This window comes from Trichocoleus sp. FACHB-90 (genome assembly GCF_014695505.1).
Classification (GTDB): domain Bacteria; phylum Cyanobacteriota; class Cyanobacteriia; order Cyanobacteriales; family FACHB-T130; genus Funiculus; species Funiculus sociatus.
Genome location: NZ_JACJOK010000081.1, coordinates 101,642 through 128,232, shown reverse-complemented (window position 1 = coordinate 128,232; position 26,591 = coordinate 101,642). Strand labels below are relative to the sequence as shown.

Annotated in this window: 24 protein-coding genes; 11 read left to right on the top strand and 13 right to left on the bottom strand. The window is 47.0% G+C overall.

Going from position 1 to position 26,591, the window contains the following annotated elements:
- Positions 1–4 precede the first annotated feature (4 nt).
- From H6F74_RS24275 to H6F74_RS24265, 3 genes are all read right to left on the bottom strand, one after another.
- Entirely contained in the window at positions 5–673 is a 669-nt protein-coding gene (locus H6F74_RS24275) for a hypothetical protein (RefSeq protein ID WP_190444700.1), read from the bottom strand.
- A gap of 161 nt (positions 674–834) precedes the next feature.
- The gene (gene acsF, locus H6F74_RS24270) at positions 835–1,911 is read right to left on the bottom strand and encodes a magnesium-protoporphyrin IX monomethyl ester (oxidative) cyclase (RefSeq protein ID WP_190444699.1); all 1,077 of its coding nucleotides are present in this window, start codon (positions 1,909–1,911) and stop codon (positions 835–837) included.
- A 116-nt stretch (positions 1,912–2,027) separates the two neighbouring features.
- On the bottom strand, positions 2,028–2,174 hold the full coding sequence (locus H6F74_RS24265; RefSeq protein ID WP_190444698.1) for a hypothetical protein: 147 nt from the start codon (positions 2,172–2,174) through the stop codon (positions 2,028–2,030).
- 35 nt (positions 2,175–2,209) lie between these two features.
- Between H6F74_RS24265 and H6F74_RS24260 the strand changes: the two genes are divergently transcribed.
- Complete coding sequence (locus H6F74_RS24260) at positions 2,210–2,686, top strand: NINE protein (protein WP_190444697.1); 477 nt, start codon at positions 2,210–2,212, stop codon at positions 2,684–2,686.
- 106 nt (positions 2,687–2,792) lie between these two features.
- Here the strand turns inward: H6F74_RS24260 and H6F74_RS24255 are convergent, their stop codons facing one another.
- The 5 genes from H6F74_RS24255 to H6F74_RS24235 all read right to left on the bottom strand — a co-directional run bounded on the left by H6F74_RS24255 (position 2,793) and on the right by H6F74_RS24235 (position 9,323).
- Positions 2,793–3,470 carry a DUF2996 domain-containing protein gene (locus H6F74_RS24255; protein ID WP_190444696.1) on the bottom strand — a complete coding sequence of 226 codons (678 nt, stop codon included), beginning with the start codon at positions 3,468–3,470 and terminating at the stop codon, positions 2,793–2,795.
- A gap of 50 nt (positions 3,471–3,520) precedes the next feature.
- The gene (locus H6F74_RS24250) at positions 3,521–3,796 is read right to left on the bottom strand and encodes a MoaD/ThiS family protein (RefSeq protein WP_190424568.1); all 276 of its coding nucleotides are present in this window, start codon (positions 3,794–3,796) and stop codon (positions 3,521–3,523) included.
- Positions 3,797–3,887: 91 nt separating this feature from the next.
- Entirely contained in the window at positions 3,888–5,180 is a 1,293-nt protein-coding gene (thrC, locus tag H6F74_RS24245) for a threonine synthase (protein WP_190444695.1), read from the bottom strand.
- A 325-nt stretch (positions 5,181–5,505) separates the two neighbouring features.
- Positions 5,506–7,083 carry a photosynthetic/respiratory NAD(P)H-quinone oxidoreductase subunit D1 gene (gene ndhD1, locus H6F74_RS24240; RefSeq protein ID WP_190444694.1) on the bottom strand — a complete coding sequence of 526 codons (1,578 nt, stop codon included), beginning with the start codon at positions 7,081–7,083 and terminating at the stop codon, positions 5,506–5,508.
- A 143-nt stretch (positions 7,084–7,226) separates the two neighbouring features.
- Positions 7,227–9,323 carry an NAD(P)H-quinone oxidoreductase subunit 5 gene (locus H6F74_RS24235; RefSeq protein ID WP_190444693.1) on the bottom strand — a complete coding sequence of 699 codons (2,097 nt, stop codon included), beginning with the start codon at positions 9,321–9,323 and terminating at the stop codon, positions 7,227–7,229.
- A gap of 92 nt (positions 9,324–9,415) precedes the next feature.
- On the opposite strand from H6F74_RS24235, the gene H6F74_RS30690 reads away from it, so the two are divergent.
- Entirely contained in the window at positions 9,416–9,544 is a 129-nt protein-coding gene (locus tag H6F74_RS30690) for a hypothetical protein (RefSeq protein ID WP_277875858.1), read from the top strand.
- A gap of 34 nt (positions 9,545–9,578) precedes the next feature.
- On the opposite strand, the gene H6F74_RS24230 is transcribed toward H6F74_RS30690, so the two are convergent.
- Entirely contained in the window at positions 9,579–9,920 is a 342-nt protein-coding gene (locus H6F74_RS24230; RefSeq protein WP_190424558.1) for a thioredoxin family protein, read from the bottom strand.
- 208 nt (positions 9,921–10,128) lie between these two features.
- Positions 10,129–10,842: an NnrU family protein gene (locus tag H6F74_RS24225; RefSeq protein ID WP_190444692.1), complete on the bottom strand. Its 714-nt coding sequence runs from the start codon at positions 10,840–10,842 to the stop codon at positions 10,129–10,131.
- Positions 10,843–11,131: 289 nt separating this feature from the next.
- Between H6F74_RS24225 and H6F74_RS24220 the strand changes: the two genes are divergently transcribed.
- The 5 genes from H6F74_RS24220 to H6F74_RS24200 all read left to right on the top strand — a co-directional run bounded on the left by H6F74_RS24220 (position 11,132) and on the right by H6F74_RS24200 (position 17,376).
- Entirely contained in the window at positions 11,132–12,136 is a 1,005-nt protein-coding gene (locus tag H6F74_RS24220; protein ID WP_190424554.1) for a LysR family transcriptional regulator, read from the top strand.
- 83 nt (positions 12,137–12,219) lie between these two features.
- Positions 12,220–13,674 carry a serine/threonine-protein kinase gene (locus tag H6F74_RS24215; protein ID WP_190444691.1) on the top strand — a complete coding sequence of 485 codons (1,455 nt, stop codon included), beginning with the start codon at positions 12,220–12,222 and terminating at the stop codon, positions 13,672–13,674.
- A gap of 24 nt (positions 13,675–13,698) precedes the next feature.
- A complete protein-coding gene (locus H6F74_RS24210; protein ID WP_190444690.1) occupies positions 13,699–15,129 on the top strand; it encodes an ABC transporter substrate-binding protein in 1,431 nt (476 codons plus the stop codon).
- Between the two features lie 54 nt (positions 15,130–15,183).
- A complete protein-coding gene (locus H6F74_RS24205) occupies positions 15,184–16,218 on the top strand; it encodes a PstS family phosphate ABC transporter substrate-binding protein (RefSeq protein ID WP_190444689.1) in 1,035 nt (344 codons plus the stop codon).
- A gap of 66 nt (positions 16,219–16,284) precedes the next feature.
- The gene (locus tag H6F74_RS24200; RefSeq protein WP_190444688.1) at positions 16,285–17,376 is read left to right on the top strand and encodes a PstS family phosphate ABC transporter substrate-binding protein; all 1,092 of its coding nucleotides are present in this window, start codon (positions 16,285–16,287) and stop codon (positions 17,374–17,376) included.
- Positions 17,377–17,644: 268 nt separating this feature from the next.
- On the opposite strand, the gene H6F74_RS24195 is transcribed toward H6F74_RS24200, so the two are convergent.
- Positions 17,645–18,346, bottom strand: a complete 702-nt coding sequence (locus H6F74_RS24195) for a Crp/Fnr family transcriptional regulator (RefSeq protein ID WP_190444687.1) — start codon at positions 18,344–18,346, stop codon at positions 17,645–17,647.
- A 172-nt stretch (positions 18,347–18,518) separates the two neighbouring features.
- On the opposite strand from H6F74_RS24195, the gene H6F74_RS31190 reads away from it, so the two are divergent.
- A complete protein-coding gene (locus H6F74_RS31190; RefSeq protein WP_190444686.1) occupies positions 18,519–19,427 on the top strand; it encodes a DALR anticodon-binding domain-containing protein in 909 nt (302 codons plus the stop codon).
- Positions 19,428–19,769: 342 nt separating this feature from the next.
- Here H6F74_RS31190 and H6F74_RS24185 read toward each other — a convergent pair whose 3' ends face one another.
- A complete protein-coding gene (locus H6F74_RS24185; RefSeq protein WP_190444685.1) occupies positions 19,770–20,645 on the bottom strand; it encodes a Cof-type HAD-IIB family hydrolase in 876 nt (291 codons plus the stop codon).
- 85 nt (positions 20,646–20,730) lie between these two features.
- On the opposite strand from H6F74_RS24185, the gene H6F74_RS24180 reads away from it, so the two are divergent.
- Together H6F74_RS24180 and H6F74_RS24175 are read left to right on the top strand one after the other, a co-directional pair.
- Complete coding sequence (locus H6F74_RS24180) at positions 20,731–21,702, top strand: cation diffusion facilitator family transporter (protein ID WP_190444684.1); 972 nt, start codon at positions 20,731–20,733, stop codon at positions 21,700–21,702.
- Between the two features lie 622 nt (positions 21,703–22,324).
- Positions 22,325–23,176 (top strand): DUF4114 domain-containing protein, encoded by an 852-nt coding sequence (locus H6F74_RS24175; protein ID WP_190444683.1) that lies wholly within the window; start codon positions 22,325–22,327, stop codon positions 23,174–23,176.
- Positions 23,177–23,366: 190 nt separating this feature from the next.
- Here the strand turns inward: H6F74_RS24175 and H6F74_RS24170 are convergent, their stop codons facing one another.
- On the bottom strand, positions 23,367–23,546 hold the full coding sequence (locus tag H6F74_RS24170; protein ID WP_190444682.1) for a hypothetical protein: 180 nt from the start codon (positions 23,544–23,546) through the stop codon (positions 23,367–23,369).
- Between the two features lie 79 nt (positions 23,547–23,625).
- On the opposite strand from H6F74_RS24170, the gene polA reads away from it, so the two are divergent.
- Positions 23,626–26,589, top strand: coding sequence for a DNA polymerase I (gene polA / locus H6F74_RS24165; RefSeq protein ID WP_190444681.1), 2,964 nt, complete (start codon positions 23,626–23,628; stop codon positions 26,587–26,589).
- The last annotated feature ends 2 nt before the right edge of the window (positions 26,590–26,591 follow it).

The following is a 26,591-nucleotide window of genomic DNA, read 5'->3' as shown; positions in this document are numbered from 1 at the left end:
TAAATTAAGGCATCCATTCCAAAACAATGCCAACGCGACTATCTTTTTGTTGTCGGGCGTTTTGTTTCTGGATGTCAGTCGATAAGCGGAAATTGCGGGTGAAGGCATACCCAACAGAAAGCGTTGTGATGCCGACTTCTTCACTGGTGGCTGGAGCAACCCAACTCTGAGTTAAAGAGATATCTGCGGCACCAGTGCGAGACAAAACTAGCAACACTCTTGCACCGACATTAACGCCATCCGTCGAATATTTGTCAGTTTCCAAATGACGATAGCCTACGACGGGCGCAAAGTTGACGTAACTGCCCAAGGGACGCACGTAATATCGCAAGTCTACCCCGTAGGCACTCCTGTCCCCTTCAAAGGTTCCCTGATAGCCGCCACTAACCGTTAAACCAGTGCGACCAATAAACAAATCTTCCACACCAACATTTAGTCCTCCCGCTTGCCCAGATGAGGGAAACTGAGAGTAACCCAGGCGTACCCTGGTACGGAAGCTGGGGTCATTACGAATTTCTTCTAAAACATTCGGTACTTTTTCCCGCCACCGCTGCAAGGCTGGACTATTTTCACTTTTTTCCGGTGTCGCTTGTGGTTGGGTTTGACTTGATGCAGGCGGTATCCCGATCAAGCTTATACCGAATGTTAACAGCCACCAATAATTTAATCTCATGCAAAAATTTTGAGGTTTAAACGCTTTAGGTAGCGCAGGGAATCGCAAAGGTACGCAGAGCCAGATTAACCTCTTTGCATACCTTTGCGTCAACCGTACCTTTGCGTCAAAAAAAGTGGCTTTGCTTTGTGCAAAACCACTTCAGTTGAAGAAGCCTAAAGTTAGCGTACTGTGCCGTGTACTGATGTCATGTCAATCGGCTTCATCAGGTATAACCGCAGCAATTGCCAAGCATTGGAAACGTAGAACGGTAGCTTCTGGAAGAATTGCAGGAATTTGGGGGTGGTGGAGTTAGCGATCGCGCCCAGTTTTTCGTTATTGTTGATGCAAACATCCAGCCGCTGATAAAATTCCGGCTTCGACACATCCAGAATTACTGGAAAAACACGTCCTGCTGTTTCATTGGTCTTTTCAATCACTTTGATATCATAGTCCCGTGCATCCAATCCCAGTGAGGCGTAGAAGCCGGAACGCTGAATATCGTTAAGGTACATTGTTGCAAACACTGACAGCAGGAAGAACCGACACCACAGCTTTGCTCTCCAATCGTTCAAGAACTGGGGTTGCGCTCGCATTACCGCATCGAAAAAGTCACCGTGGCGGTTTTCATCCTGACACCAGTTTTCAAAGAACCGGAAAATTGGATAAATCCGGTTTTCGGGATGTGCTTCCAAATGACGATAAATTGTGATATAGCGCCAGTAGCCAATTTTCTCAGACAGATAGGTAGCGTAGAAGATGAACTTTGGCTTAAAGAAGGTGTATTTATGAGTCTTGGTCAAAAATCCCAAGTCTAGCGACAGGTTGAAGTCTGACAGCGCCTTATTTAAGAAACCTGCGTGACGTGCTTCATCCCGCGACATCAGGTTAAAGCCTTCCGCCAACAGTGGATTTTTGTCTTTCAATCTGCGTCCCAGTTCTTTGTATAGCAGGAAACCAGAGAATTCTGCTGTGCAGGAACGTTCTAGGAATTCGATAAATAATTTGCGAGTTTCCCCGTCGATGCTATCCCAGGATTGTTCAAATTCTGCATCTCTGACAAAGTGGTGACGGTTGTAGTCAGCGCGAAACTCTTCCAGCAGCGCTTTAAGTTCTTCTTCATTCGGCGAGAGATCCATCTTCGCCATTTCATCAAAGTCGGTGGTATAGAACCTGGGTGTCAGCAAAGTTTCTTTTGCTGGTACTTTCACCCCTGGTCTTAATTCTTCAAAGCTGGGTTTTTTGAGGGAATCCACCATATTCTCTTTCTCTCTTGTTATAAATTCTGTCGCTCTCACTCTTCGCCTGCGTTCCAGTCTACCAATCTCCAGGGTAGCGATCGCTTACCTGTTCGGTTAAGACTTGCTAAGCAGTTTCAACTTTTGTCACATTTGCTGGGGGCTGGGACTGGGGACTGAGGACTGGGGACTGGAGACTGGGTAAGATTTTTCCCAATTCCCAATCCCCAATTCCCAATTCCCAATTCCCCAACTCCCAATTCCCAAAACAAAATATCTATCATTGAAACCAGGATACCTGAAGCAAAGCGGGAATTTTATGAACAATGTCTCCACTGCCTATTTTCTTTGGCTCGGCTGTTTATTTTCCCCGCCCATAGCGGGGCTGCATCGCCTTTACAATGGAAAAATCGGGACTGGTCTGCTGTGGCTGTTTACTTTTGGTTTATTTGGTGTTGGGCAGGTAGTGGATTTATTTTTGATTCCCCGAATGGTAGAAGAGCATAACGCCCTGTCTCAAGCCAAATTGGGGGTATCTGCCAATGGTGTGCCTTTATCGCAGCCTGCGATCGCTCTCACCAAGCAAGAGCTAACTCGTGACGAAATGATGCTCAAACTTCTGAAAGCCGCCGCTGTTAGAGGGGGCAAACTTTCCGTCACCCAAGCAGTGATGGAAACTGGGCTTAACTTTACCCAGGTAGAAGCCACGTTGAAAGACATGGTTAAAAGTGGCTACGTTATGATTGACAATCATCCCGAAACAGGCATTGTTATTTACGAGTTCATCGAGTTGTAAAGGGGTTTATCCAATACTTGCAATACCCCCTACAGGTGTTATCTGGGGCTAAAGCCGAATGTAGAGACGTTATATATGACATCTCTACATTCGTCAGGCATTTTCACTAATTTCTAGTCAGCCACTTTTGAGCATTCAACCGCTGCGTAACCCCAAACACCAGCAAATCTAGCGTTATTTTACGCTCATCACACAAAAAAGGCTCAATCGTGCTAGGTTTAGAACCTTCATAACAGGAAAAAGCTCTTTGTTTTTGGATGTCTTGTTCAGGGAAATAAACGTTAAATTGACGTTTACCGCCTTGCCAACTACCGTAGACTTGCCAGCAGTCCGAGACTTCTTGAAGCGATCGCTTTTCCAACTTCAACTCTAAATCTTGAACACCCGTTTTCTCAAGTGCTGTTTTTAAAGCTGGCAAGTAGTCTTGCTGGATAAATTCCATAAATGGCTTATCTTCAACCGCCGGAGCTTTTTCTTTTTTTGCTGCTGCGGCTTTGGCTGCTGGCTTGTCCTCTTTCGGTACTTGTGCAGTTTTTTTAGGATTTGGCTGCACTTGAGCCGAGTCATCTGGGGTTGATGCCGCGGTAGAAGATTTCTCCCCAGCAGCATTAGGGTTGACTTCTGGATTGGTGGATGCGGGGTCGGGGGCGTTTGCTGTAGGAATGTTGGTTGCTACATCCGAGTCGGTACTGGGAGCATTGTCCTCAGAAACATCGGGAGCTTGTTTATCAACAGTGCTGGGAGCTATCTCTTCAGCATCATTATGATTAATTTCTTCTGGCATTCTTCTACTCCAAGGCTTGACGGTTCCTTTATTGCCAATCCTAACTTGAATCAGCCTCCAGCCTGCGCTGCCACAATGCTTACTTCATCGCCTTCTTTGAGAGGTGTTTTGGCTCCTTCCAAAAAGCGGATGTCTTCGCTGTTAACGTAGAAGTTTACAAATCTGCGTACCTCCCCTTGTTCGTCGCAAAGACGCATTTTGATGCCAGGGAAGCTTTGCTCTAGGGATTCGAGCAATTCACTAATCGTACTGCCATTACCTTCGACAGCGGCTTGATTGTTTGTCAGCTTTTGTAGAGGAGTGGGAATTAATACTTTGACGGACATAGTAATCAGTAATTGGTAATTGTCAATTTCTCGTTCCCAGCATCTGACTGGGAACGAGACGGGAGGAGGCTCTACCTCGGTGCTAAGAAAATTAGACCAGCACTTGCTGCCAGTCGAGACGCTCCAGTGTACGCGATCGCTCCAAGGCACGCTCGAAACTATCCAACTTCGCCTCAATTGTCAGCGGTTCACCAATGTATCCTTGCACGGCTTCCTGCGTTTTCAGCCCGTTGCCCGTGATATATACAACAGTGGTTTCCGAAGGATCAATCTTACCAGCTTCCACCAGCTTTTTCAGCACAGCCACAGTTGTGCCGCCAGCAGTTTCGGTGAAGATGCCTTCAGTTTCAGCCAACAACTTCATGCCGTCAACAATTTCCGCATCGTTGACTGATTCGATGCTGCCGTTTGTTTTCTTGGCTATTTCCAGCGCATAGACTCCATCAGCAGGGTTGCCGATAGCGATGGATTTAGCAATCGTATTCGGCTTGACTGGGGTCACAAAGTCGCGTCCATCCCGATAAGCTTGGGCAATGGGGGAACAACCTTCTGCCTGTGCGCCACTGAAACGGACGCTCTTTTCGTCAACTAGACCGACTTTGATAAATTCTTGGAAGCCTTTGTAGATTTTGGTGAACAGAGAGCCGGAGGCAAGAGGGGCGACGATATGATCCGGCAACTGCCAGCCTAGCTGTTCTGCAACTTCATAGCCGAGGGTTTTGGAACCTTCCGAGTAGTAGGGGCGCAAGTTGATATTGACAAATCCCCATCCTTGTGTATTGGCAACTTCGCAGCAGAGGCGGTTTACTTGGTCGTAGTTACCTTGAACTGCCATAACGGTAGGGCCGTAGATGAGCGTACCCAGGACTTTGCCAGCTTCGAGGTCAGCGGGAATGAAAACGCAGCAGTCTAGTCCGGCGTGGGCAGCGATCGCAGCTGTAGAATTAGCCAAATTTCCTGTACTGGCGCAGGACACCGTAGTGAAACCTAACTCCTGCGCTCTTGTTAAAGCCACCGACACCACCCGATCTTTAAAGCTCAGGGTGGGCATATTGACGGCATCGTTTTTTATATAAAGATTTTTAATACCCAGGCGACGTGCCAAGCGATTTGCTTTAACTAGCGGTGTCATGCCAGTTCCTACATCAATCGGTGTTTCGGTGACAACTGGCAAAAATGGACGATAGCGCCAAATTGAGTTCGGCCCTTTCTGAATACTTTCACGAGTAACGGTGCGGCGCAGCGCATCGTAGTCATAGGTTACTTCCAAAGGGCCAAAACAAAACTCACATACATGAGTTGCCTTGGGTTCGTACTCGGTGCCGCACTCTTTACACTTAAGCGCTTTAAAGGTTGCCGTCGTTGACTGGGTTGCCTGGGTCATGGGTATTTACACTCTACTGAACTTCCGTCATCAGTTCGGTTGATACTAGCACAGGTAAAAATACCCGTCAAACATATCCGACTATTTTAGTCGGGATTAACAGAACGCTAGTTGTGTTAACTATTCCCCACGGTTAACAAGGTGTGTTGCTCTGGGGTGAAGATAATTTAGAGCTTTTGGATAAACGAACCAAAATTATTAGCAACCTGAGAATAAATATATCTTTTGGCTTGGTAAGTAATTCTTCACCGCGATCGCATCCCCAAAACAAAAAGCCCCCACACGGGGGCTTTTTGCGTAGCTGCGCCTTCCGGCATTCGGCATTTTAATTAGCACCAATTTCCGGCGCACGCAAAGACACGGTTTCCGTACTCTGTCGCTGTTGCGCCAAAGACGGTACAGAATCTCGCAATCTTGCCGTCAGCTGTATCGTTGTCGCATCATAAATCTGCGTCAACAACTTCGGATAAAAACCAATGCCAATAATTGGCACCAACAGACAGGCAATAATAAACACCTCTCGTGGTTCAGCATCGATCAAGGCTTCGTGTTCAACTAATTCCTTGTTCTCCGAACCGTAGAAAATTTCCCGCAGCATCGAGAGTAGGTATATTGGTGTCAAAATCACACCAACAGCCGCTAGGAAGACGACTATCACCTTAAAAGTCGGGTTATAAGCATCGCTGGTAGCAAAGCCGACAAACACCATCAATTCCGCCACAAAGCCGCTCATCCCAGGCAATGCCAAAGATGCCATAGAACAGGTGGTGAACATGGCGAAAATTTTCCGCATTTTCTGCCCAACACCGCCCATTTCATCCAGCATCAGCGTGTGAGTGCGATCGTAAGTCGCTCCCACCAGGAAGAACAAACTCGCCCCAATTAAGCCGTGGGAAACCATTTGCAGTACCGCACCACTCAAACCTAAATCGGTGAATGAGGCAATCCCAATCAGCACAAATCCCATGTGAGAGATTGAGGAATAGGCGATTTTGCGCTTCAGGTTGCGCTGGGCAAAAGAGGTGAGAGCAGCGTAGATGATGTTAGTAACACCCAGAATCACCAACGCTGGCGCAAACAGCGCATGAGCGTCAGGGAGGATCTGGGCGTTCATCCGAATCAGCGCGTAGCCGCCCATCTTCAGCAAAATTCCCGCCAGCAACATATGCACGGGCGCGGTAGCTTCGCCGTGGGCATCAGGAAGCCAGGTATGTAGGGGAATGATGGGCAGCTTAACGCCGTAGGCTATTAGGAATCCGGCGTAAATCCAGAGTTGGAAATTCAGGGCGTAATCTTTGGCAGCCAGCGCGCTCATATCGAACGTTACCGTATCGCCGTAGAATGCCATCGCCAGCGCTGCCACTAAAATGAACAGCGAAGCGCCTGCGGTGTAGAGGATAAACTTGGTCGCCGCGTAAAGACGCTTTTTACCGCCCCAGATTGCCAGTAGCAGGTATACCGGAATCAGTTCCAGTTCCCACACTAGGAAAAACAACAGCATATCTTGGACAGCAAACACGGCAATTTGACCGCCGTACATTGCCAGAAGCAAAAAGTAAAACAGCTTCGGCTTAAAAGTTACAGGCCAAGCTGCCAAAGTTGCCAGTGTGGTGATGAAGCCAGTAAGCAACACCAGGGGCATTGACAAGCCATCTACGCCCACCGACCATTTTAAATCCAGCTGCGGCACCCAAGAATAACTCTCTACCAGTTGCAAACCGGGGTTAGAAAAGTCGTACTGGGTATAGAAGGTGTATACTATGACCGCGAAATCAATCAGCCCGACAATCAGGGCGTACCAACGCACTGTTTTGCCATCTTTATCCGGCACCAGCGGCACCAGCAGAGAGGCAGCGACGGGAAACAAAATGATGAAAGTCAGCCAAGGAAAGTTTGCATTCATTGGTAATTGCTAATTGCTATTTGCTAATTGGCAATTGGGGAAAGGGTGATTGGGGATTGGGTTATTGGGAATTGGTGAAAAGTCTTACCCAGTCTCTAGCCGCTAGTCCCCAGTCCCCAGTCCCCAGTCCCCATTCCCCAATATCAAGTGACACCAAAGACAATCACGCCTACCAGCACCGCAGCAAACACAATCAGCGCATAGAATTGGACGCGACCAGTTTCAAAGTATTTCAGGCTTTCACCACTTAAGAGGGTAGCTAATCCGGTGAGGTTGACTGCACCATCGACAACTCGAAAGTCCACTTCCATAACTTGTCGTGCTATGCGGCGGCATCCCTGAACGAAAAGGTTGTCATAAATTTCGTCAAAGTACCACTTGTTGAGAGACAGCTTGTACAGGAAGGGGATTCTGGATGCGATCGCTGCCGGATCGATTTTGCCATGCAAGTACATCAGAGAAGCCAAAGTAATTCCGATCAAGGCAATTCCTACCGAATTACCACCCATGATTAGAAATTCCGTCAAGTTGAACTCGGTTGCTTTTTCCAAAACTTCCTCAACGGACTCGCTTGGCGCGTGAATGAACTCTTCAAAGTAGTTGTGGAATGGCGTTCCCACCAAACCAATTAGCGCCGAAGGCACTGCCAAAATTAGTAGTGGCAGCGTCATAGAAATTGGTGACTCGTGGGGATACTCGCTGTGGCTGTGGCCGTCGTGGCTATCATGTGCTTTAGCCTTCAACTCTCTGGTATCCATTGCCCCAGGTCCAAAATTAGGACTAAGGGTTGCGGACTCAGAACTCAGTTCTAAGCTAGATTTAGCGCCTGCTAGAAGTTGCTTGCGAATATCCATCTCATTGCCCCGGAATTCGCCCTCAAACGTCCGGAAGTACATCCGGAACATATAAAAAGCGGTCATCCCAGCCGTCAGCCAACCGATACCCCACAGCAACGGATTAGCGCCAAAGGCAGAACCCAATATTTCATCTTTCGACCAGAAGCCAGCAAAAGGCGGAATCCCACTAATCGCCAAAGTTCCCACCAAAAACGTCATGGCGGTTATCGGCATATACTTTCGCAATCCCCCCATCAGCCGCATATCCTGATTTAGGGCGGTATCGTGACCCACAACATCTTCCATGCCGTGAATTACAGAACCAGAACCCAAAAACAGCATCGCCTTGAAGTAGGCGTGAGTCATCAGGTGAAACAAACCAGCAGTGTATGCCCCTACTCCCATCGCCATCACCATGTAGCCCAGTTGGGACATAGTGGAATAGGCTAGACCCTTCTTGATATCGTTTTGGGTAATAGCGATTGTGGCACCTGTAAAGGCGGTAACGGCTCCCGTCCAGGCAATCACATCCATTGCCACTGGGATGCCTTCAAACACCGGATACATCCGGGCAATTAGGAAAACACCAGCCGCCACCATCGTTGCTGCGTGAATCAGCGCCGAGATGGGCGTAGGGCCTTCCATCGCGTCTGGTAGCCAGACGTGTAGGGGAACCTGGGCAGATTTTGCCACAGGCCCCATAAATACTAAAACTGCGAACAGGGCGGCAAGACCAGCGCTGAGGTAGCCAGATTCGACCAATGTGTGCAAGCGATCGCCCATCACGTCGAACTCAAAGCTGCTAGTTGCCCAGTAAAGCCCCAGCATCCCCAACAGCAGACCAAAATCGCCAACGCGGTTGGTTACAAAAGCTTTTTGACAGGCATCAGCTGCCCCTTTGCGGTCATACCAGAACCCGATCAGTAGGTACGAACACATACCGACCAGTTCCCAGAAAATATAAACCTGTACCAGGTTCGGGCTGACCACTAGACCCAACATTGAGGAGCTAAATAGGCTCAGGTAGGCGTAAAATCGCACATACCCCGGATCGTGAGCCATGTAGCCATCGGTGTAAATCATCACCAGGAAGGCTACTGTCGTCACGATGACCAGCATCAAGGCTGTTAAGTGGTCAATCGTGTAGCCCATATTCAGGTGAAAATTTCCTGCTGCTGCCCATTCTAGGGCGCGGGTGTAGGGGGGGTGTCCGTGAAATTGACTCCAAAGCAAAGCTAAGGAGTAACCCATCGCCGCCCCCAACAGGGAAACTATAACTACGGCGTTTAACTGCCGCAGACGGTTAGTAAGTTGGTTAATCGAAATTAGTCCCAGACCGACCAGCATCGCCCCAGCTAGTGGCAGCACCGGGATGATCCAGGCATACTGATAGAGTGGTTCCATCACTAACGCCTACTTTATATTTCTTCACTAATTTGGCAAGACCGTTTACATTGTGACATATACAGTCCTCTAAAGTATTTATAACTAACCGGTTGGGAAGCGACAAAGCAATAGAAAAAAATAAACCCATCGGTAGAGATAACCAATGGGTTTGTTTTTGGGGAATTGGGGATTGGGGATTGGGGATTGGGGATTGGGGAAAAGTCTTACTTACTCCCTAGTCCCCAGCCCCTAGTCCTAGTCCCCAGCCCCTTTTTAAGCCGAATTCGGCAGACAGCTAACCATAATTTTCTCCAGCCCTAGCCGTAAATCATCCCGTCCTTGGAAGCCATCGATGCGGTGTACCGCTTTGCCACCTTCAAACAAGATTAGCGTTGGCAGAGTTTTCAGGCGATAAGTATTCGCCAGCTTCAAATTTTGATCGGCGTTAATTCCAACTAATTTAACTTGTCCGCCCCATTCCGCTTGAAATCGCGTCAGGAGAGGGTTGATCAACCGACACACTCCACACCAAGGTGCGGAAAAATGAACTAAAACAGGGGTCGAAGATTCTAAAACTTCTTGTGTAAACGTCCGTTCGCTTACAGAAAGCACCATGATCCCTCTAGATTTTATGGTTTTTTACTATTAATAGCCTGCGTTATTAGGTTGTAGGCTATAGGAAACTTGGTCAATAAATGAGTAAAACTACTTACTCGATATCACCTGTTACCTGTTAACTATTCCTAATTGCATATGGCTATTTGGGATCATGCTACATCCAATTGGGATCGCGTGACGCTTTTTGATCTTTTTGATCACTAAACTACCAATTGAGTTTTGCTGTTGATCCAATCAACAAGGGGTGCGCCCACCACAGCAGCAGGATGAAACCGACGACTCCCGCATAGGAGGGACGGAGAAATTCTTGCAACTTAAGGGTTTGACGACCTTGCAGAAGCGCCAAGAAGGGGATGACGGAGGTGCGAGATTTGGCAGCAACAAAGGCTTCTCCATAGCGAGCTAAAAGACGGCGATCGCCATGCCATACTGCGAATAAATGGTGTAGCACTAATCCTACTGATGTCAATAGGGTGAAGCTGGTGCCAATCCAAAGCGTGTGGGCAATACACCAAATTACCTGTCCTACCATTTGGGGGTGCCTGGTGATGCGGATAATCCCAGTTTCGTACAGATGGACTTGGGGCTTTTCGATGGCGGCAATTTCCAGCAAATTGAAGGTGGCAGGATAGAGAAACAAAAAGGAGATGGCTGAGAGTACCCATACCAGCGTTTGCACGCCTGTTACACCTTGAACTTGCCACAGTTGGACACCATCATAGCGATGATTGAAAAAGTAAATTATCAACACCACCGCCAAGGGAAGACTGACGAGGGCAAACAGGATGCGGTAGAGTCGGGGGCCGATGCGTTTTTCGCCCCACGGTCTTAGCGCCGCTAACCCACTGTGAGCGATCGCAAACCCTAAAAGTAGCGCCAGCATTACCCAGTGGCTAGGAGTAAGAACCTCAAATAACATAAACTTCGATTACACAATAGGGACTTTTGGACTGGGTAATGGCGAAAAAGGTAATAGGTTTATATAGGTAGGTGCCAATTTTCTTTTTCGCCATTACCGATTACCCATTCTCTAAGCAAAAACCATACCCCCAAATATTAAGCGCGGGACTTGATCTCGTGTTGTGTTACTGTCGATGACTGAGAGGCTTGACAAGGTCGTGGGCAATAAATCACGCTCAAAGGAAGCGCGATCTCCAAAATTGTTAGTTGCCTCAGTCGCTCCTTCCCCTGTTTCAGGTAAAGCCTGTATGTCTGACCTTCCTTTCACTTTAGACCAACTCCGCATTCTTAAAGCGATCGCCGCTGAGGGGAGCTTCAAGCGTGCCGCCGATAGCCTGTATGTCTCGCAACCCGCTGTCAGCCTCCAAGTGCAAAACTTAGAGCGACAGTTAGATGTGCCGTTGTTCGACCGGGGTGGACGCCGCGCCCAGCTAACGGAAGCAGGGCATCTCCTCCTCAGCTATGGGGAAAAAATCCTGACACTTTGCCAGGAAACTTGCCGCGCGATTGAAGATTTGCAAAATCTCCAAGGCGGTACACTGATTATCGGTGCTTCTCAGACGACAGGAACGTATTTGTTGCCCCGGATGATTGGGATGTTTCGGCAACAATATCCGGATGTAGCAGTGCAATTACACGTTCACTCGACGCGCCGCACTGCTTGGAGTGTCGCTAATGGGCAAGTTGACCTGGCAATTATCGGCGGAGAAGTTCCTTCTGAGCTACATGACTCCTTAGATATTATTCCCTACGCCGAAGATGAGTTGGCGCTGATCTTGCCAGTCTTTCATCCCTTCGCCAAACTGGAAACCATCCACAGAGAAGATTTGTATAAATTGCAGTTTATTGCCTTAGACTCTCAATCAACCATTCGTAAGGTGATTGACCAAGTGCTAACCCGCAGTGACATTGATACTCGCCGCCTCAAAATCGAGATGGAACTAAACTCGATTGAAGCGATAAAAAATGCTGTGCAAGCAGGATTAGGAGCAGCTTTTGTTTCAGTTTCGGCGATAGAAAAAGAGTTGCAGATGGGCGTTCTCCACAGGGCTCACATTGACGATGTAGTGGTTAAACGGACGCTGTGGGTGATTGTTAACCCGAATCGCTACCGCTCTAAGGCAGCAGAAGCTTTTACTAAAGAAATTTTGCCAGAATTTGCCTCACCTGGATGGGGAAAGGTGCTGGAGGAGTCATCTGTCCTTGAAGCAGATGCTTTTAAAGCAGCTGCTCCTAACCCAGCAGGAAGTTAAGCTTAGGTTAGTCATTAGCCCTTAGTCCTTAGTGTATGACCAATGGCTAATGACTAACGGCAAGGACTAATGACTCATGACTCATGGAAATTTATTGCACCCGTCCAGGCTGCCCCCGACCCCAAAACTTTTTTTCCGATCTCGATAACAACACTATTCTCAAGACGGTGCAACAAAAGTATTGCACTACTTGTGGAATGCCCCTAATTTTAGATGGGCGCTATGTGCCAACGAAGCTGTTGGGGCGTGGGGGATTTGGGGCGGCGTTTCTCGCACGCGATCGCCGCACTCCTGGTATGCGCTACTGCGTGGTAAAACAGTTTCAGCCTGTGGGCGACTTAAACCCGGAACAGCTACAAATCGCCCAAAATTTATTTGAACGGGAAGGCGAAGTTTTAGAAGACTTGGGCAGACACCCGCAAATTCCAGACTTGTTTGCTTTCTTTGAAATAACACTGCCCAGTATGCAAACGGGAAAACAAGATCAGTTTTTCTATCTGGTACAGGAATTTATCGATGGACAAAACTTGGAGGAGGAACTAGCGGCTAAGGGACAGTTCTCACAAGCCGAGGTGTTGCAACTGTTGCAGGAAATCCTCCCGGTGCTGAAGTTTGTCCATGAGAATAACTCGATCCACCGAGATATTAAGCTTTCTAACATCATGCGTCGTAAAGACGGTTTGATTTATCTGTTAGATTTTGGTGCCGTCAAGCAGGTGACGAAGGGAACGCCAGGTGGATCGTCAACTGGGATTTATTCGATGGGATTCGCGCCACCAGAGCAAATGAGTAGGGGACAAATCTACCCGTCAACAGATTTGTATGCTTTGGCTGTGACTTGCATTACCTTGCTGACTGGCAAACAGTCAAACGAGCTATTTGATACTTTCAACAACCAGTGGAACTGGAGAAGTCAGGCACAAGTAAGCGATCGCTTTGCCCAAATCCTCGACCGAATGCTATTGTCTGCACCCAATCAACGCTTTCAGTCTGCCCAGGAAGTTCTCAACGCCATCAATGCCATCAACCAAACAACGCCATCGCCGCAACCAGTAGCACCGACTCAGGTTCCCTCAACCCGCCCAGTAGCCCCAGTAGCGCCTGTTAGCCTCCCAACACCCGCACCGACTCAACCGCCAGCCCCCGTCCCACTTCCCTCTAAACGGAGATTTTCTCTAATAGAAATCTTGGCAGGGGCAGCTTTCACTGGGTTTGAGGGTGGCTTATTGTTGATAGCCTTGAGCAGTCTTTTGCCATCACCAGGGATTAGCATTGGATTATTAGGGATGGTTATCGGAGGTCTGATTTTTGTCCAATATCGCCGCATAATTGAAGGCAAGGATTTGCCAATTATCGCTGGCATTACCCTGCTAGTTGTGATGTTCCTCCCCGGAGTGAAACCCTTCATTGCCAGCTTGATACCTGGAAATCCTGCGATCGCGGGTGTATTATTTGTGGCGATTGTAGCTGCGGCGGGCGCGATCGCAATTACAGCTCTGTTTCGCCTCATCTACAAATTGCTTTCTAGTATGTTTTAAATCTCTTGTATAATTGACCGCTTTATGTCTCACAAAAATGAAACTGCGGTTCTGGTAACATCTTTATTTCTCACTGCTATCTTCATAGCGGCTGTTGCTTGGTGGGTTACAAAACCGCAAGACAAAACTGCGGTTGTACCAAAACCAAATGACTCTTTACTAGATACAACGGCAGAAAATCCGCTCAAGTCTATCAGTTTTGGGGAAAAAATTTTAGTGCCAGAGGAGGTTAGAGGTGGGAGTCCGGCCTTCAAAACTTTAAAAAGAGCGGGAGTAAATGACATTGCAGCCGGAAAATATAATGAAGCAGTTTCCCAACTATCAGCAGCACTAAGGGAAAACCGTAACGCTCCCGAAACGTTAATTTATTTAAACAATGCCCAAATTAATCTTAATCAGCAAAAGTCTTACACGATTGCCGTAGCTGCACCGATTGGCAATGACCCCAATGGTTCTTTAGAGGTATTGCGCGGGGTGGCTCTTGCCCAAAATGAAATTAATCAGGCTGGGGGAATTAATGGGGTACTGCTGAAAGTAGCGATCGCCAACGACAATAATCAAGAAGAACAAGCAAAAAAAATTGCCAGCGCCTTAGTTGACAATAAAGACGTTTTAGGAGTTGTCGGTCATTGGGCAAGTCAAGTTACTTTAGCAGTGGCTCCCATCTACGACTCTAAACTTGTAGCGATTTCCCCTATCAGTACCGCCGTTAGTCTTTCCGGCAAAAGTCCCTATATTTTTCGCACCGTCCCCAGCGATTATATGGCGGCTAGGGCGTTAGCTGATTATATGCTCACCAAATTGCAACGGAGAAAGGTAGCTGTTTTCTTTAATTCCAAAAGTACCTATAGTCAGTCCCTCAAGTCTGAGTTTGTCACGGCTGTTGGCCTGGCAGGCGGACAGGTGACAAATGAGTATGACCTATCTGATTCTGCTTTTAGTGCTGCTGGGAGCGTAGAACAGGCAATTGAGCAAGGGGCAGAGGTACTGATGTTAGCCTCAAACACGGGTGAACTAGACAAGGCACTTCAGGTAGTTCAGGTAAACCGGAAACGGTTAAGTATGCTGGCGGGAGATGATGTTTACGCGATCAAAACTTTGGAAATTGGTGCAGATGCGGCACTAGGAATGGTGGTGGCTGTTCCTTGGGACATTGACGGCGACCCAACTTCAACCTTTCCCCGCCAAGCCAGAGAGGTTTTTGGATCTGATGTGAACTGGCGTACCGCCCTCGCCTATGATGCTACGAGGGCTTTGATTGCTGCGATTCAGCGCAACCCCACCCGAACCGGGGTGCAACAAGCACTCGCATCACCAGACTTTGCGACAAAGGGAGCCTCTGGCACAATTGGTTTTTTGCCGTCGGGCGATCGCAATGGGACAATTCAACTGGTGAAAATCGTTGCCGATAAGCGCTCACCAACTACCTATGACTTTGTACCAGTACCGCGATGATAGAGCAACAAAGATTAAACTAAGGTTGCAACAGCCCTAAACTAAAATCTGCCCATGTCGCAGAAAAACGAAACGACAGTTCTAGTCTTAGCCCTCCTGATAACGGCTGGGTTATTAGGCGGCGGGTTCTGGTGGTTTACCAATCGGTCGGGTGTAAATTTGGGTGGTAAGCGCATTAATGCAACCAACCAATCTGCACAATCTACAGTTGAAACTTTTGCTCAGGTTCAAGGCGTTCCATCGGGGCTATTTAGTTACGGTGGTAGCACGACTTGGGCCCCAATTCGTAAAGAAGTAGACCGGGGAATCCAAACTGTTTGGCCTAAGTTTGTCCTGCGCTACACCGATCCTACCAGCGGTGCGCCTGGATCTGGTGCTGGCATCAAAATGCTATTAAATAATCAACTCGCCTTTGCACAATCTTCGCGATCAATTAAAGATGAGGAATATCAGCAGGCGCAACAACGGGGTTTTACTCTCAAAGAAATACCAGTAGCGATTGATGGAATTGCGATCGCGGTGAATCCAAATCTCAACATCCCCGGTCTTACTATCGCCCAACTCAAAGACATTTACACAGGCAAAATAACCAACTGGCAAGAAGTCGGTGGCCCCAATCTTCCCATTAAACCTTACTCTCGTCGCATTGAAGAAGGAGGCACAATCGAATTCTTTGCAGAAAACGTCTTACAAGGACAGAACTTTGGTGCCAATGTTCAGTTTATCGGCACGACAACCGAAGCCTTGAGAGAAGTAGCAACTAATCCAGGCAGCATCTACTACGCCTCGGCCCCGGAAGTAGTCGGTCAGTGTACCGTTAAACCCCTGCCGCTTGGTCGGACACCCGATCAACTGGTTCCTCCTTATCAAGAGCCTTTCGTACCCCTTGAACAATGCCCAACTCAGCGCAACGACTTAAACTCCAGTGCCTTTCAAAGTGGTAAATACCCAATTACTCGCAATTTATTTGTCATTGTTAAACTAAATGGTCAAGTAGACCAGCAGGCAGGAGAAGCATACGCCAATTTATTGCTTACACAGCAAGGTCAACAACTGCTGGAAGAAGCTGGATTTGTCAGAATCCGCTAAGGCAGATTTTGAAGAGAATATCAATACAAAGCCCCATACGCCAATAGTTAATTTAAAAATCAGCTCATGTCTCAGAAAAACGAAACACCTGTTCTGATATTGGCTCTTTTGATTACAGGTGCATTATTAGGCGGCGGCTTCTGGTGGTTTAGCAAACGTTCTGGCGTTGACGTGGGTAATTTGTCCAAACCCACCCCATCGGCAAGTCAACCCGCGCCACCAGATGACTCTGCTTCCAGTCCCCCAGTCAATCAAACCAATCAAACAGCACAATCGGCGGGTGAAGGCTTTGCCCAAGTGCAGAATGTCCCCACCGGACTATTTAGCTATGGTGGTAGCACCTCGTTTGCACCGATTCGCCTTTCAGTAGACTCAGCTATACAAGCGGCGCGACCTGAGTTTAAATTGCGCTATATTAATCCAACCAGCGGTTCCGCTGGATCTGGTACGGGCATCAAGATGTTACTAGATGGGAAACTTGATTTTGCCCAATCCTCCCGACCAATTCTTTCACAGGAATATCAACAAGCACAGCAACGCGGTTTTGGTCTGAAAGAAGTTGCCATTGCCATTGATGGATTAGCAGTAGCTGTTAACCCAAATCTGAATATTCCAGGTTTGACTTTAGACCAGTTGAAATCTATCTACACTGGCAAGATTACCAACTGGCAACAAGTGGGCGGCCCGAATGTGGCAATAAAACCCTATACCCGCCCAAACGACGGCGGCACAGTGGAACTATTTATCGAAGAAGTTTTGGGCAATGAAAAGTTTGGTACAAATGTTGAGTTTGTGCCTGATACTACTACCGCACTGCGAAAACTCGCTGCTAACACTGGCGGAATTTATTTTGCTTCTGCGCCAGAGGTAGTGCCGCAGTGTAGCATTAAACCTTTACCACTGGGTAGTAAAACTGGTGAATTTGTGGCACCCTATCAAGAGCCTTTGGTGTCTCCTCAAGAGTGTCCCCCCAAACGCAATCAGCTCAATATTGCGGCTTTCCAAAACGGGCAATACCCGATTACTCGAAAGCTGTTTGTCGTAGTTAAACAGAATGGTCAACGAGAGCAACAAGCAGGGGAAGCTTATTCTAACTTTTTACAGACACAGAAGGGTCAGGAACTGATTAGTGAGATTGGGTTTGTTCGCATCCGCTAAATAATAGCTATTAGCTATTATTTATGATTCGTCATAGCACAACAACTAAAGGCTAGGAGCTAAAAGTAGCTAATAGCTGTTAAGTAGCGTCACTTAATTAGTTGTAGGATGGGTAGAGCGATCGCGAAACCTATCAAACATTAGTAAAGGTTTGATTTCCTGCCTCAAATGCCACGCCTCAAAAGACCGGGAAACAAAGCAGTACGGGCGTGGCTCCCCAACATACACGATGACATGGGTTAGTTTGGTTCTCCAACTTAGCTATTAGCTAGTTGTTATTATTGGAACCCAAAGTAGATATCGGTAAACACAGCAAATTATCTCCTTGTGTTCGGATTAATCCCTTTTGGCGTAACTTGCCCATTAACCGAGTCACGGTTACGCGAGTGGAACCAATAGCACTGCCAATTTGGGCATGAGTCAGAGGAAATGGCAGACAGTAACCGTTTTCATATGGTTCGCCGAATTCTTCAATTAACAGCGTCAAAAATCCCAAAAGTCGGTCAATTGTCCGCCTTTGTCCTAGCGTACTCAGCCACAGCAGCTTGCGCTGGTGCTGATAGCGAAAGGCATCAAATACCTCTCGGCGAAAATGCGGCCAGTTGTCCAGGTCATGCCAGTACATCCACACCACAGAAGTTTGATCGACGTGGGCGTAAGCCTGGAGTGTAAATGGTGACTGCGCCACAATTTCAAATGGCTGTCCGGCACCAACAAAACCTAAAAAAGCTTCTTCTGGAGTCAAACGCATGGCTTTAGCAGCAGCATTACTGGTGGTAGCAGTAATTTGAGCTGTACCTACCAAGCGGATAGCACCCCTCTGCACTAGATACAACAGTCCTGGTCTGGCTGGAATCCGTTCGTCTTTGGTGAAAGTTCGATAACGATAATGTTCCTGCGCCCAGTCAAGAATTCTTTGCCAGGTTAAAAAGGGGCGAGATACCTCTGATGTGGAGGATGGTGAATGCATATAACGCAGCGATAATCTTTTATAGATTCTACCAAGATTTCAATGTAGCAAAAAATACTTGCTGCGGCTTCAGCTAAAATTAGAAATTTTTCTCGAATAACTCTTCCATTAGATAGACGTAAAAACGATACTGATAATTAAATTACGCTATTACAAACCTTCAAGTATCAAGGTGAATTTATCAAACATTGATTGCGCTAGTCTTAAGCATCTGCTGATTATTCAGCTACAGGCAGCTATCGGTTTGTACAGAGAAAGAGAAACTTTGTATACACAAGCACAACAATTGTCTACAGCCGAGGAAAATTTGCCTTTGAGTGTTGGGTTGATGGCTGAGGAGGCAATTCCTTTAAAGCGATTTTGGCAAAGTACGGGCATTCTATACAGGTCGAGCGTAGCGCTAAAACTTGCGCCTCTGTGGAACCTGCCTGCTATGGAAATTGCCGCTGGCTTGGCTAGATATCTCTGTGCTACTGCCGATACAAATCAGGAAAATATAACTTTACAAAGTTTTACAATTCAAGTTACTCCTCCCGGTTTAATTGAATTCCAACTAACCGATTGGGGGATGGCACTTTGGTTGCAGTTCTTGGTGAACAGACAGAGTGGGCAATCCCCAATCCCCAATCCCCAATCCCCAATCCCCAATCCCCAATCCTTATCAAGTTTCCCCATACAGTACGCCCATGCTCGTTGCTGCTCTCTACTGCGCTTAGGAGAACGGGAAGGTTTAATCCGGCTGGGTGTTCCGGCTCTGACGGTTGTCGAGCCAGACGTGATTCCTTGGCTGAATGAAGATTCCATCCGCTTAGTTTATCCAGCAGAACGCGCTTTGATTGCTCAGGTGCTGGGGTTGTTAGATGAATTGGACGGATGGGGTCAACCCGACTGGGTGAAACTGGCGATCGCTTTGAGTCAAACTTGGGAAAGCTTCTACAGCGAGTGTCGCATTTTTGGGGAGGTGAAGACCCAGACTCCGCATCTGGCTCAAGCCAGATTGGGTTTAGTGGCGGCTACTCGCTCCATTTTGCGATCGCTTCTGCAAAATCGGTTATTCATCCTAGCACCGGTAGAACTTTGATCGGAAAGAAGTATACCTAAAGGTAGAAAATTTGCTCAAAGGGAGTGACAAATTAAATTAAGTCGAATACTATTGCTCTTGTGTGAGGAGCGAACCAGATAGGGGAACCGAGACGAAACACGGCCAGTCGTCGGTTCCCTTTCTGATTTGTAAGGTAAGAATTAAAAATAAAGCAATTCAAGGGCTGGGTGACATACATAGTAGAGGCATGGAAATGCCATGCCCCTACCGAAGGTAAGAACCGCAATATATTCCACCCAGCTGAGAAACGCTATAAAAATTGAAGAGAATTTAAAGGATGGGCGGGCAAGATGCCCACCCGACCAAAATCCAAGGATATTTTTAAAGTAGGAATTTTTCAATTGCGGCAGCGGCACCGTCTTGCTCAACACTGGGAGCTACCCAAGTAGCGATCGCTTGAACGTCTGCGGGTGCATTACCCATCGCTACACCAATTCCAGCGTATTCCAGCATCTCGAAATCATTAAAATTATCCCCAATAGCCATCACATTACTGGCTTCCAGTCCCAGTATCTCTTCAGCTAAGTAGCGCACCGCTGTTCCTTTATTAACGCTGGGGTGAGTTGCTTCAAAGAAAGTCGCCACCGATGTAGTTAAGTACAGTTCAGCCGGGGTATAACGCGATCGCAACGTACCCATCAGGTTGTCAATTACGGCAGTATCCTCACACAGAGCCAAAACTTTCGTCGGTTCAGTATTTAAAACGTTACGCAGGTCGCCTACAGCGATAGGCTGGATACCAGAACGCTCTGAGTAAGCTTGTGTAGCTGGCGTAATTTCCCGGACATAAAGCTGGTCGTTGATATAGAAGTGGATAGAAAGTAGCGATCGCAACTCTGGTTCCTCAAAGTAATCCAACAACTGCAACACTAATGGTTTAGAGACAGGACAATGCCTGAGAACTTGGTTTTGTGCAGGATCTTGAATCCATGCCCCTTGATACGCCATCACAGGCAGCGTCGAGCCGACTTGCTGATGGAAGCGCAAAGTAGAACGATACATCCTCCCAGTCGCGATCGCTATCTGAATGCCCTTCGCCTGGGCGGCACGAATCGCCTGGAGTACAGGTTCCCGGATATCGTTGGATACACCAGCAATGGTGCCATCGATGTCTAGCACCAGTAATCGAATAGCATCAGAGGTTACACGGGGCAAGCTTCCCGCACTTACCTGGTTAGCAGAAGAAGGTTTTGGCATAAGTTGTTAATTATTCCTTGTTCGTTGTTAGAGTAACCAAACCTCTGAAAACTAACAACTAAAAACTAATAACTCCTTAAAGGCCATGACCGAGGCAAAAAATCGCTTTCGTGCCAGTCGTCGGGTTTTATATGTCACCCTTTGGCTTACATTGTTCATTTTGTCAGTAAAAGTTTCAGCCGCATGGGTGACGCAAAGTCTCAGTCTCTTAGCAGAGGCGCTGCATACCCTGATTACCAGTTTCAGTACCCTACTGAGTTTGCTCGCCGTTGCTGCACCTAACCGTCTGGCAGGACGCGAAATCTATGGTCATAGCAAACTGGAAAGTTCAGCAACACTAATACTGGTGGCATTTTTGGGCTTTGCCTGTACAAATTTATTGGGAATGTCCGCCCAGCAACTGATAGCTGTCACTAATGCAGCCGATCTACCATTTCCCACCCAGGTAAGTCTACCCCTGATTCAAATCCTATCCGCGCTAGCAGGCGTTACTATCCTCTTGGCTTTCTTAAACATCCACCAAGCCAAAGTGTTGAATAGCCCTACCCTACGTTTCAATGCTAACCAGCTGCTCAAGGATGTGTTGCTGACACTCGCCGTGGTGCTGTGTTTAGTAGGAGTTTTGTGGGGTGTGTTCTGGCTGGATCTGCTGCTGGCAGTTTTATTGGTAATCCAGACAGTGAGAAGTTGTTGGTACATGGTGAACTGGCAGTTACCACTGATGGTGCAACAAAGCGCGATCGCTCCTGAAGTTCTGGCTCAAATTGCCCGTCAGGTTGGCGGTGTCACCCACTGTTACCACATTGAGTCGCGGGGAATTGTGGGGCGCTTAGTATTTGTACAGATGCACCTGATTCTGCATCCAGATTTTGTGGAAGTTGCGTCCCAGATTGCCGAACGCATCGAATTGGCGATTAGAGAACGCTACGGCCCCATTCAAGCCATCTTCTACATCGATGACTATCTGCGAGAGCCTCCCGGCACCAGTCTGCCAAATCAGCCCTCAGAGGTCAATGGTAGAAGCGATCGCCACGATGAGACACACAGCCAAAATTAATTGAGCATCAGTTCAACTAAAAAACCGAATTATTACTGATTCGAGTCAGGACTGCATTGCTACGCGATAAGCGCAGCAAGCTCTGCCTCGTGCGTATCGCCAATTTCTGCTTGCGTTTTCAGCTCAGCAGAAGCAATTATTGCAGTCTCGATAACACCGATTTCTGGTCTTTGACACTTGTTGAACAAAAAGTATTATCCGCAAAAGCTCTTACAAGTCCTCAGCAAATTTACTGATATTTATTAGATAAAAACTCTTTTTTAAGAAAACCGCATCCTGCTAAAAAATAAATATGAATTACTTTTACTGTAGTCAGCGAAATTACCGAAATTTTTAAAATAGCGCCTTTCTTTAAACTGAGGAAATTACTGCTGGAAAAATCAATAATAATCAGTAAATTAGTAAGTAGATTCGGGCTTTGCGTAAATGTCGAAAGAGTATGAAGAGTTAAACAAGACTTGCAAGACTTGTAGACATTCAACTGCAAAGTCAGATATTAATAGAGAAGAAAAGCAAATCACTTCAACATCGGTTCTCTAAAAAAAAATAACTCAATTTTTTTTTAGGTTATATGCCGATTAAATGAGGTGAAGTCGTTCATCGCCTTGGTAGAGGTACTTAAATGAAAACCAAACTATTTACTACACTGTTTGCCGCTGCTGCTGCCCTGACCGGCGTCATCTCTGCAACTGCTCCTGCATCCGCTCAAATTAACTGGGGTCCTAATTCTTTAGATAGCGCGCCTACAAAGAAGACATTGAGTCAATCTTCTGATGCTTTGAACATTCAAAATCTTTTGAAGGGCTTAAACACTCAGCTCAACAAGACTCAAGAGAAAAACGCATTCCCTGACTTAAGCCTTCTAGGAGGTAAATCGTTTGATCTGAGCAAGCTAACAGTGAAAAATAACACTGATATTCGCGCTTACTTTGTCAATGAAGGCGCGGATTATAACAATCAGTTGGGTTATCAAGCGCTTGACACTAACGGCAACGTTGCCAAAGAAGGGCTGGCTTTTTGGGAACTCAACAGCACCGATAGCATTAGAGAAAACGACATTAGTTATACCAATCTCAAGCAAGGAGACTGGGTAAGCTTAGGCAGCTTCAGCAAAGGTACGACTCTGAATTTCCAGTTGAATGCCAATAGCTTATACGGCACACAAAACTCATACGGTATCTACAATTCTGTTTCTAGTGCTGCTAACCCAGATGGACTACAGCACGCCAAAGGCTATATGTTTGACTCTCGTTACCTAGTAGTTGGTTTCGAGGATTTGTATGGAGATGGCAGCTGGACTGGCGTAACTCCAGCATCTGACCGCGACTTCAACGACACTGTGTTCATCGTCGATTTGGGTGAAGGCGGTTTTGCAAGCGTACCTGAGCCTTCTGCAACCTTAGCGCTAGCGGGAATGAGCCTTGTTGGTATGTTTGGGGTGCGTCGCCGCCGCAACAGCCAAATCAACGGCTAATCTGCTGACACATCGCTGATGTTTATTAGGACTTACGCACTGAGAACCAGGAAATCAATTTCCTGGCTTAAAGCCCAAGTCAGTTGAAACTGACTAAAAAACCTCAAACCAACCCATTTCAATGGGTTTGAGCTTTGAGCCGGAACTTTAGTTCACGACAACTGCGTAAGTCCTGTTTATCTAAGTTTGATTAGTCAACACCCATTTTTTCTAGCCTGCTGTTGCGGGCTTTTTCCATTAGAGGTAATATTTGCAGCCGCAGTAGGTAGGGTTGCCAGCAATCGCAGTCACCGCAAGCAAATTGATTAATTGGTTGTTGGAGCGTTCCTGAAGGATCTATAGTCAAAAAGCCGTTGAATATACCGCTCAACGGCTTTTTGCTGTGAATTATCAATCTGAACCATAGAAAAACCCAAATCAGTTTGCAAGCGGCTAGATAAAATAAGGCTATGTCTCAATCCACCTCTGCCTCATCCCAAAACCGACCTCTACTCATCCTAGTAGATGGTCACTCGTTAGCCTTCCGCTCCTACTTTGCGTTTGCCAAAAGTCGAGATGGGGGTTTAAAAACAAAAACAGGTGTTCCTACGAGTGTCTGCTTTGGCTTCCTCAAGTCCTTGCTGGAGGTGATAGCATCTCAGCATCCGCAAGCGATCGCGATCGCATTTGACCTCGGCTTACCCACTTTCCGCCACGAAGCCGACGACACATACAAAGCCGACCGAGCGGAGACACCAGAAGATTTTATCACCGACCTAAAAAATCTCCACGAACTTTTGGATGCCTTGAATCTACCAATTCTCACCTCTCCTGGTTATGAGGCAGATGATGTCTTGGGGACTTTGGCAGATCGGGCAAGTGCTGCGGGTTACAGTGTCAAAATCGTTACAGGTGATAGAGATTTATTTCAACTGGTTGACACCGCAAAGGAAATTAACGTTTTATATCTCGGTCAAACCTTCTGGCAACGCACCAGCACCGCAGGGCCAGTAGAATTTGGCCCAGAGGAAGTAAAACAGAAGCTAGGAATACTACCAGAGCAGGTTGTCGATTACAAAGCTCTCTGCGGAGATAGCTCCGATAACATCCCCGGCGTTAAGGGAATTGGCGACAAGACGGCGGTGAAGTTGCTTACAGATTATGGCTCTCTAGACGGGATTTATGCTTCCTTAGATGAGATTAAAGGAGCAGTCAAGCAGAAACTGGAAACTGGAAAACAAGAGGCATATCGCTCCCAGCACTTGGCGAAAATAGTTCTTGATGTTCCTCTGGATTTTAGTTTAGAAGACTCCCATTTGAAGGGATTTGATGCCCCTGTCTTGAAGCAGCAGCTGGAAAAGCTAGAGTTAAACAAATTTTTAAGCAAAATCAGCGAAATCCAGCTAGCGTTTGGTGGTACAGATGAGGAACCTAATGTAGAGCAGGTTTCTAGCTTGCTAGAGGAAAAGGGTGGGCAGAAACCAGAGGATGCTCAACTGGAAGATGAAGACGGCGACCTGTGGTTTTTCAGTGCAGCTGACACCGAAGCGGCTGCAAAGACAGACAAAAATGCTGCTAGCACGATTACACCCCAAATTATTGATACTCCAGAAAAACTAACTCAACTGGTAAACCAGCTGAAAACTTGTACTGACTCAGCTTCGCCTGTGGCTTGGGATACGGAAACTGATTCCCTAGAGCCGCGAGATGCTTCTTTAGTGGGGATTGGCTGCTGTTGGGGAACCGAACAATCGGAAATTGCCTACATCCCTACTGCACATAAATCAGGCTCAAACCTGGATAAAACAACTGTTTTAGAAGCTTTGCGTCCAATTTTGGAAAGTAATGATTATCCCAAAACGTTGCAAAATGCCAAGTTTGACCGCTTGGTATTACGCTTTCAGGGAATTAAGCTTTCCGGAGTCATCTTTGACACGATGCTTGCTAGTTACGTACTAAATCCAGAAGATAGCCACAACCTCGGCGATTTAGTTCTGCGCTACTTGGGGCTACAAATAAGTAATTATACGGATGTAGTGCCAAAAGGCAAGAATATTGCCGATCTCGATATTCAGACTGTAGCCTACTACTGCGGGATGCAGGTTTATGCAACATTCCAGTTGGTGCCAAAACTAAGAGAAAAACTGAAGCAAGTTGAAGCTCTCCACAAGCTGCTGCTGGAAGTAGAACAACCTCTAGAACCAGTCTTAGCCCAGATGGAATACACGGGTATCCGCATTGATCCAGTTTATCTCCAGACATTATCGCAACAGCTGGAAACAGATTTAGCAGCGATTGAGCAACAAGCTTATGAAGCAGCTGGGGAAAAATTCAATTTAGGTTCGCCGAAGCAACTGAGTCAGCTGCTATTTGACAAGCTCAAATTAGACACCAAGAAATCTCGTAAAATCGCCACGGGTTATTCTACTGATGCAGCGACATTGGAAAAGTTGCAAGGCGACCATCCAGTTGTTGATGCCATCTTAGAGTACCGCACCCTCTCGAAGTTAAAGTCTACTTACGTGGACGCGCTACCGCTACTGATGGGGAAAGAAACTGAGCGGGTGCATACGAATTTCAATCAGACGGGTACGACAACGGGACGATTGTCTTCTTCTAACCCGAATTTGCAGAATATTCCTATCCGCACGGCGTTTAGTCGGTTGATTCGCAAGGGATTTGTGCCAGAAACTGGTTGGTTACTGGTTGCTGCGGACTATTCGCAAATCGAGTTGCGAATTTTGGCTCACCTGAGCAAAGAGCCAGTGTTAGTTGAAGCATATCGGCAAAATGAGGATATCCACAGCGTTACTGCTCGGCTGTTATTTGAGAAGGACACAATAACATCCGAGGAACGCCGCTTAGGGAAGATTATCAACTTCGGAGTGATTTACGGGATGGGTGCGGCGCGGTTTGCGCGGGAAGCTGGAGTAAAGGCGACAGAGGGTAGACTGTTTATCGATCGCTTCAACGAGCGTTATCGCAAAGTTTTTGATTATTTGGAGCAAGTCAAGAGGGAAGCGATCGCGCACGGCTACGTTGAAACTATTTTAGGTCGTCGTCGCTACTTTAATTTCGAGGGCGGCAGCCTCCGCAAGCTCAAAGGTAGCAACCCGGATGATATCAAACTTGATGAATTCCGGCGGTTAGGACAATCTGATGCCCAACTTTTGCGAGCAGCTGCTAACGCACCGATTCAGGGTTCTAGCGCCGATATCATCAAAATTGCGATGGCGCAATTGCACGAAGTTTTGCAGAATTATCAGGCGCGTTTGCTGTTGCAAGTTCACGATGAATTAGTATTTGAAGTTCCTCCCTCGGAGTGGGAAGAATTACAGATGAAGATTCGTTCCACAATGGAAAATGCTGTTTCTTTGAGCGTTCCTCTATTAGTTGATGTTCGTGCTGGACAAAACTGGATGGAAACAAAATAAGT

Coding starts and splice junctions, on each gene's coding strand:
- H6F74_RS24275 (WP_190444700.1), bottom strand. CDS start 673: ATGAGATTAAATTATTGGTGGCTGTTAACATTCGGTATAAGCTTGATC.
- acsF (WP_190444699.1), bottom strand. CDS start 1,911: ATGGTGGATTCCCTCAAAAAACCCAGCTTTGAAGAATTAAGACCAGGG.
- H6F74_RS24265 (WP_190444698.1), bottom strand. CDS start 2,174: ATGATAGATATTTTGTTTTGGGAATTGGGAGTTGGGGAATTGGGAATT.
- H6F74_RS24260 (WP_190444697.1), top strand. CDS start 2,210: ATGAACAATGTCTCCACTGCCTATTTTCTTTGGCTCGGCTGTTTATTT.
- H6F74_RS24255 (WP_190444696.1), bottom strand. CDS start 3,470: ATGCCAGAAGAAATTAATCATAATGATGCTGAAGAGATAGCTCCCAGC.
- H6F74_RS24250 (WP_190424568.1), bottom strand. CDS start 3,796: ATGTCCGTCAAAGTATTAATTCCCACTCCTCTACAAAAGCTGACAAAC.
- thrC (WP_190444695.1), bottom strand. CDS start 5,180: ATGACCCAGGCAACCCAGTCAACGACGGCAACCTTTAAAGCGCTTAAG.
- ndhD1 (WP_190444694.1), bottom strand. CDS start 7,083: ATGAATGCAAACTTTCCTTGGCTGACTTTCATCATTTTGTTTCCCGTC.
- H6F74_RS24235 (WP_190444693.1), bottom strand. CDS start 9,323: ATGGAACCACTCTATCAGTATGCCTGGATCATCCCGGTGCTGCCACTA.
- H6F74_RS24230 (WP_190424558.1), bottom strand. CDS start 9,920: ATGGTGCTTTCTGTAAGCGAACGGACGTTTACACAAGAAGTTTTAGAA.
- H6F74_RS24225 (WP_190444692.1), bottom strand. CDS start 10,842: ATGTTATTTGAGGTTCTTACTCCTAGCCACTGGGTAATGCTGGCGCTA.
- H6F74_RS24220 (WP_190424554.1), top strand. CDS start 11,132: ATGTCTGACCTTCCTTTCACTTTAGACCAACTCCGCATTCTTAAAGCG.
- H6F74_RS24215 (WP_190444691.1), top strand. CDS start 12,220: ATGGAAATTTATTGCACCCGTCCAGGCTGCCCCCGACCCCAAAACTTT.
- H6F74_RS24210 (WP_190444690.1), top strand. CDS start 13,699: ATGTCTCACAAAAATGAAACTGCGGTTCTGGTAACATCTTTATTTCTC.
- H6F74_RS24205 (WP_190444689.1), top strand. CDS start 15,184: ATGTCGCAGAAAAACGAAACGACAGTTCTAGTCTTAGCCCTCCTGATA.
- H6F74_RS24200 (WP_190444688.1), top strand. CDS start 16,285: ATGTCTCAGAAAAACGAAACACCTGTTCTGATATTGGCTCTTTTGATT.
- H6F74_RS24195 (WP_190444687.1), bottom strand. CDS start 18,346: ATGCATTCACCATCCTCCACATCAGAGGTATCTCGCCCCTTTTTAACC.
- H6F74_RS24185 (WP_190444685.1), bottom strand. CDS start 20,645: ATGCCAAAACCTTCTTCTGCTAACCAGGTAAGTGCGGGAAGCTTGCCC.
- H6F74_RS24180 (WP_190444684.1), top strand. CDS start 20,731: ATGACCGAGGCAAAAAATCGCTTTCGTGCCAGTCGTCGGGTTTTATAT.
- H6F74_RS24175 (WP_190444683.1), top strand. CDS start 22,325: ATGAAAACCAAACTATTTACTACACTGTTTGCCGCTGCTGCTGCCCTG.
- polA (WP_190444681.1), top strand. CDS start 23,626: ATGTCTCAATCCACCTCTGCCTCATCCCAAAACCGACCTCTACTCATC.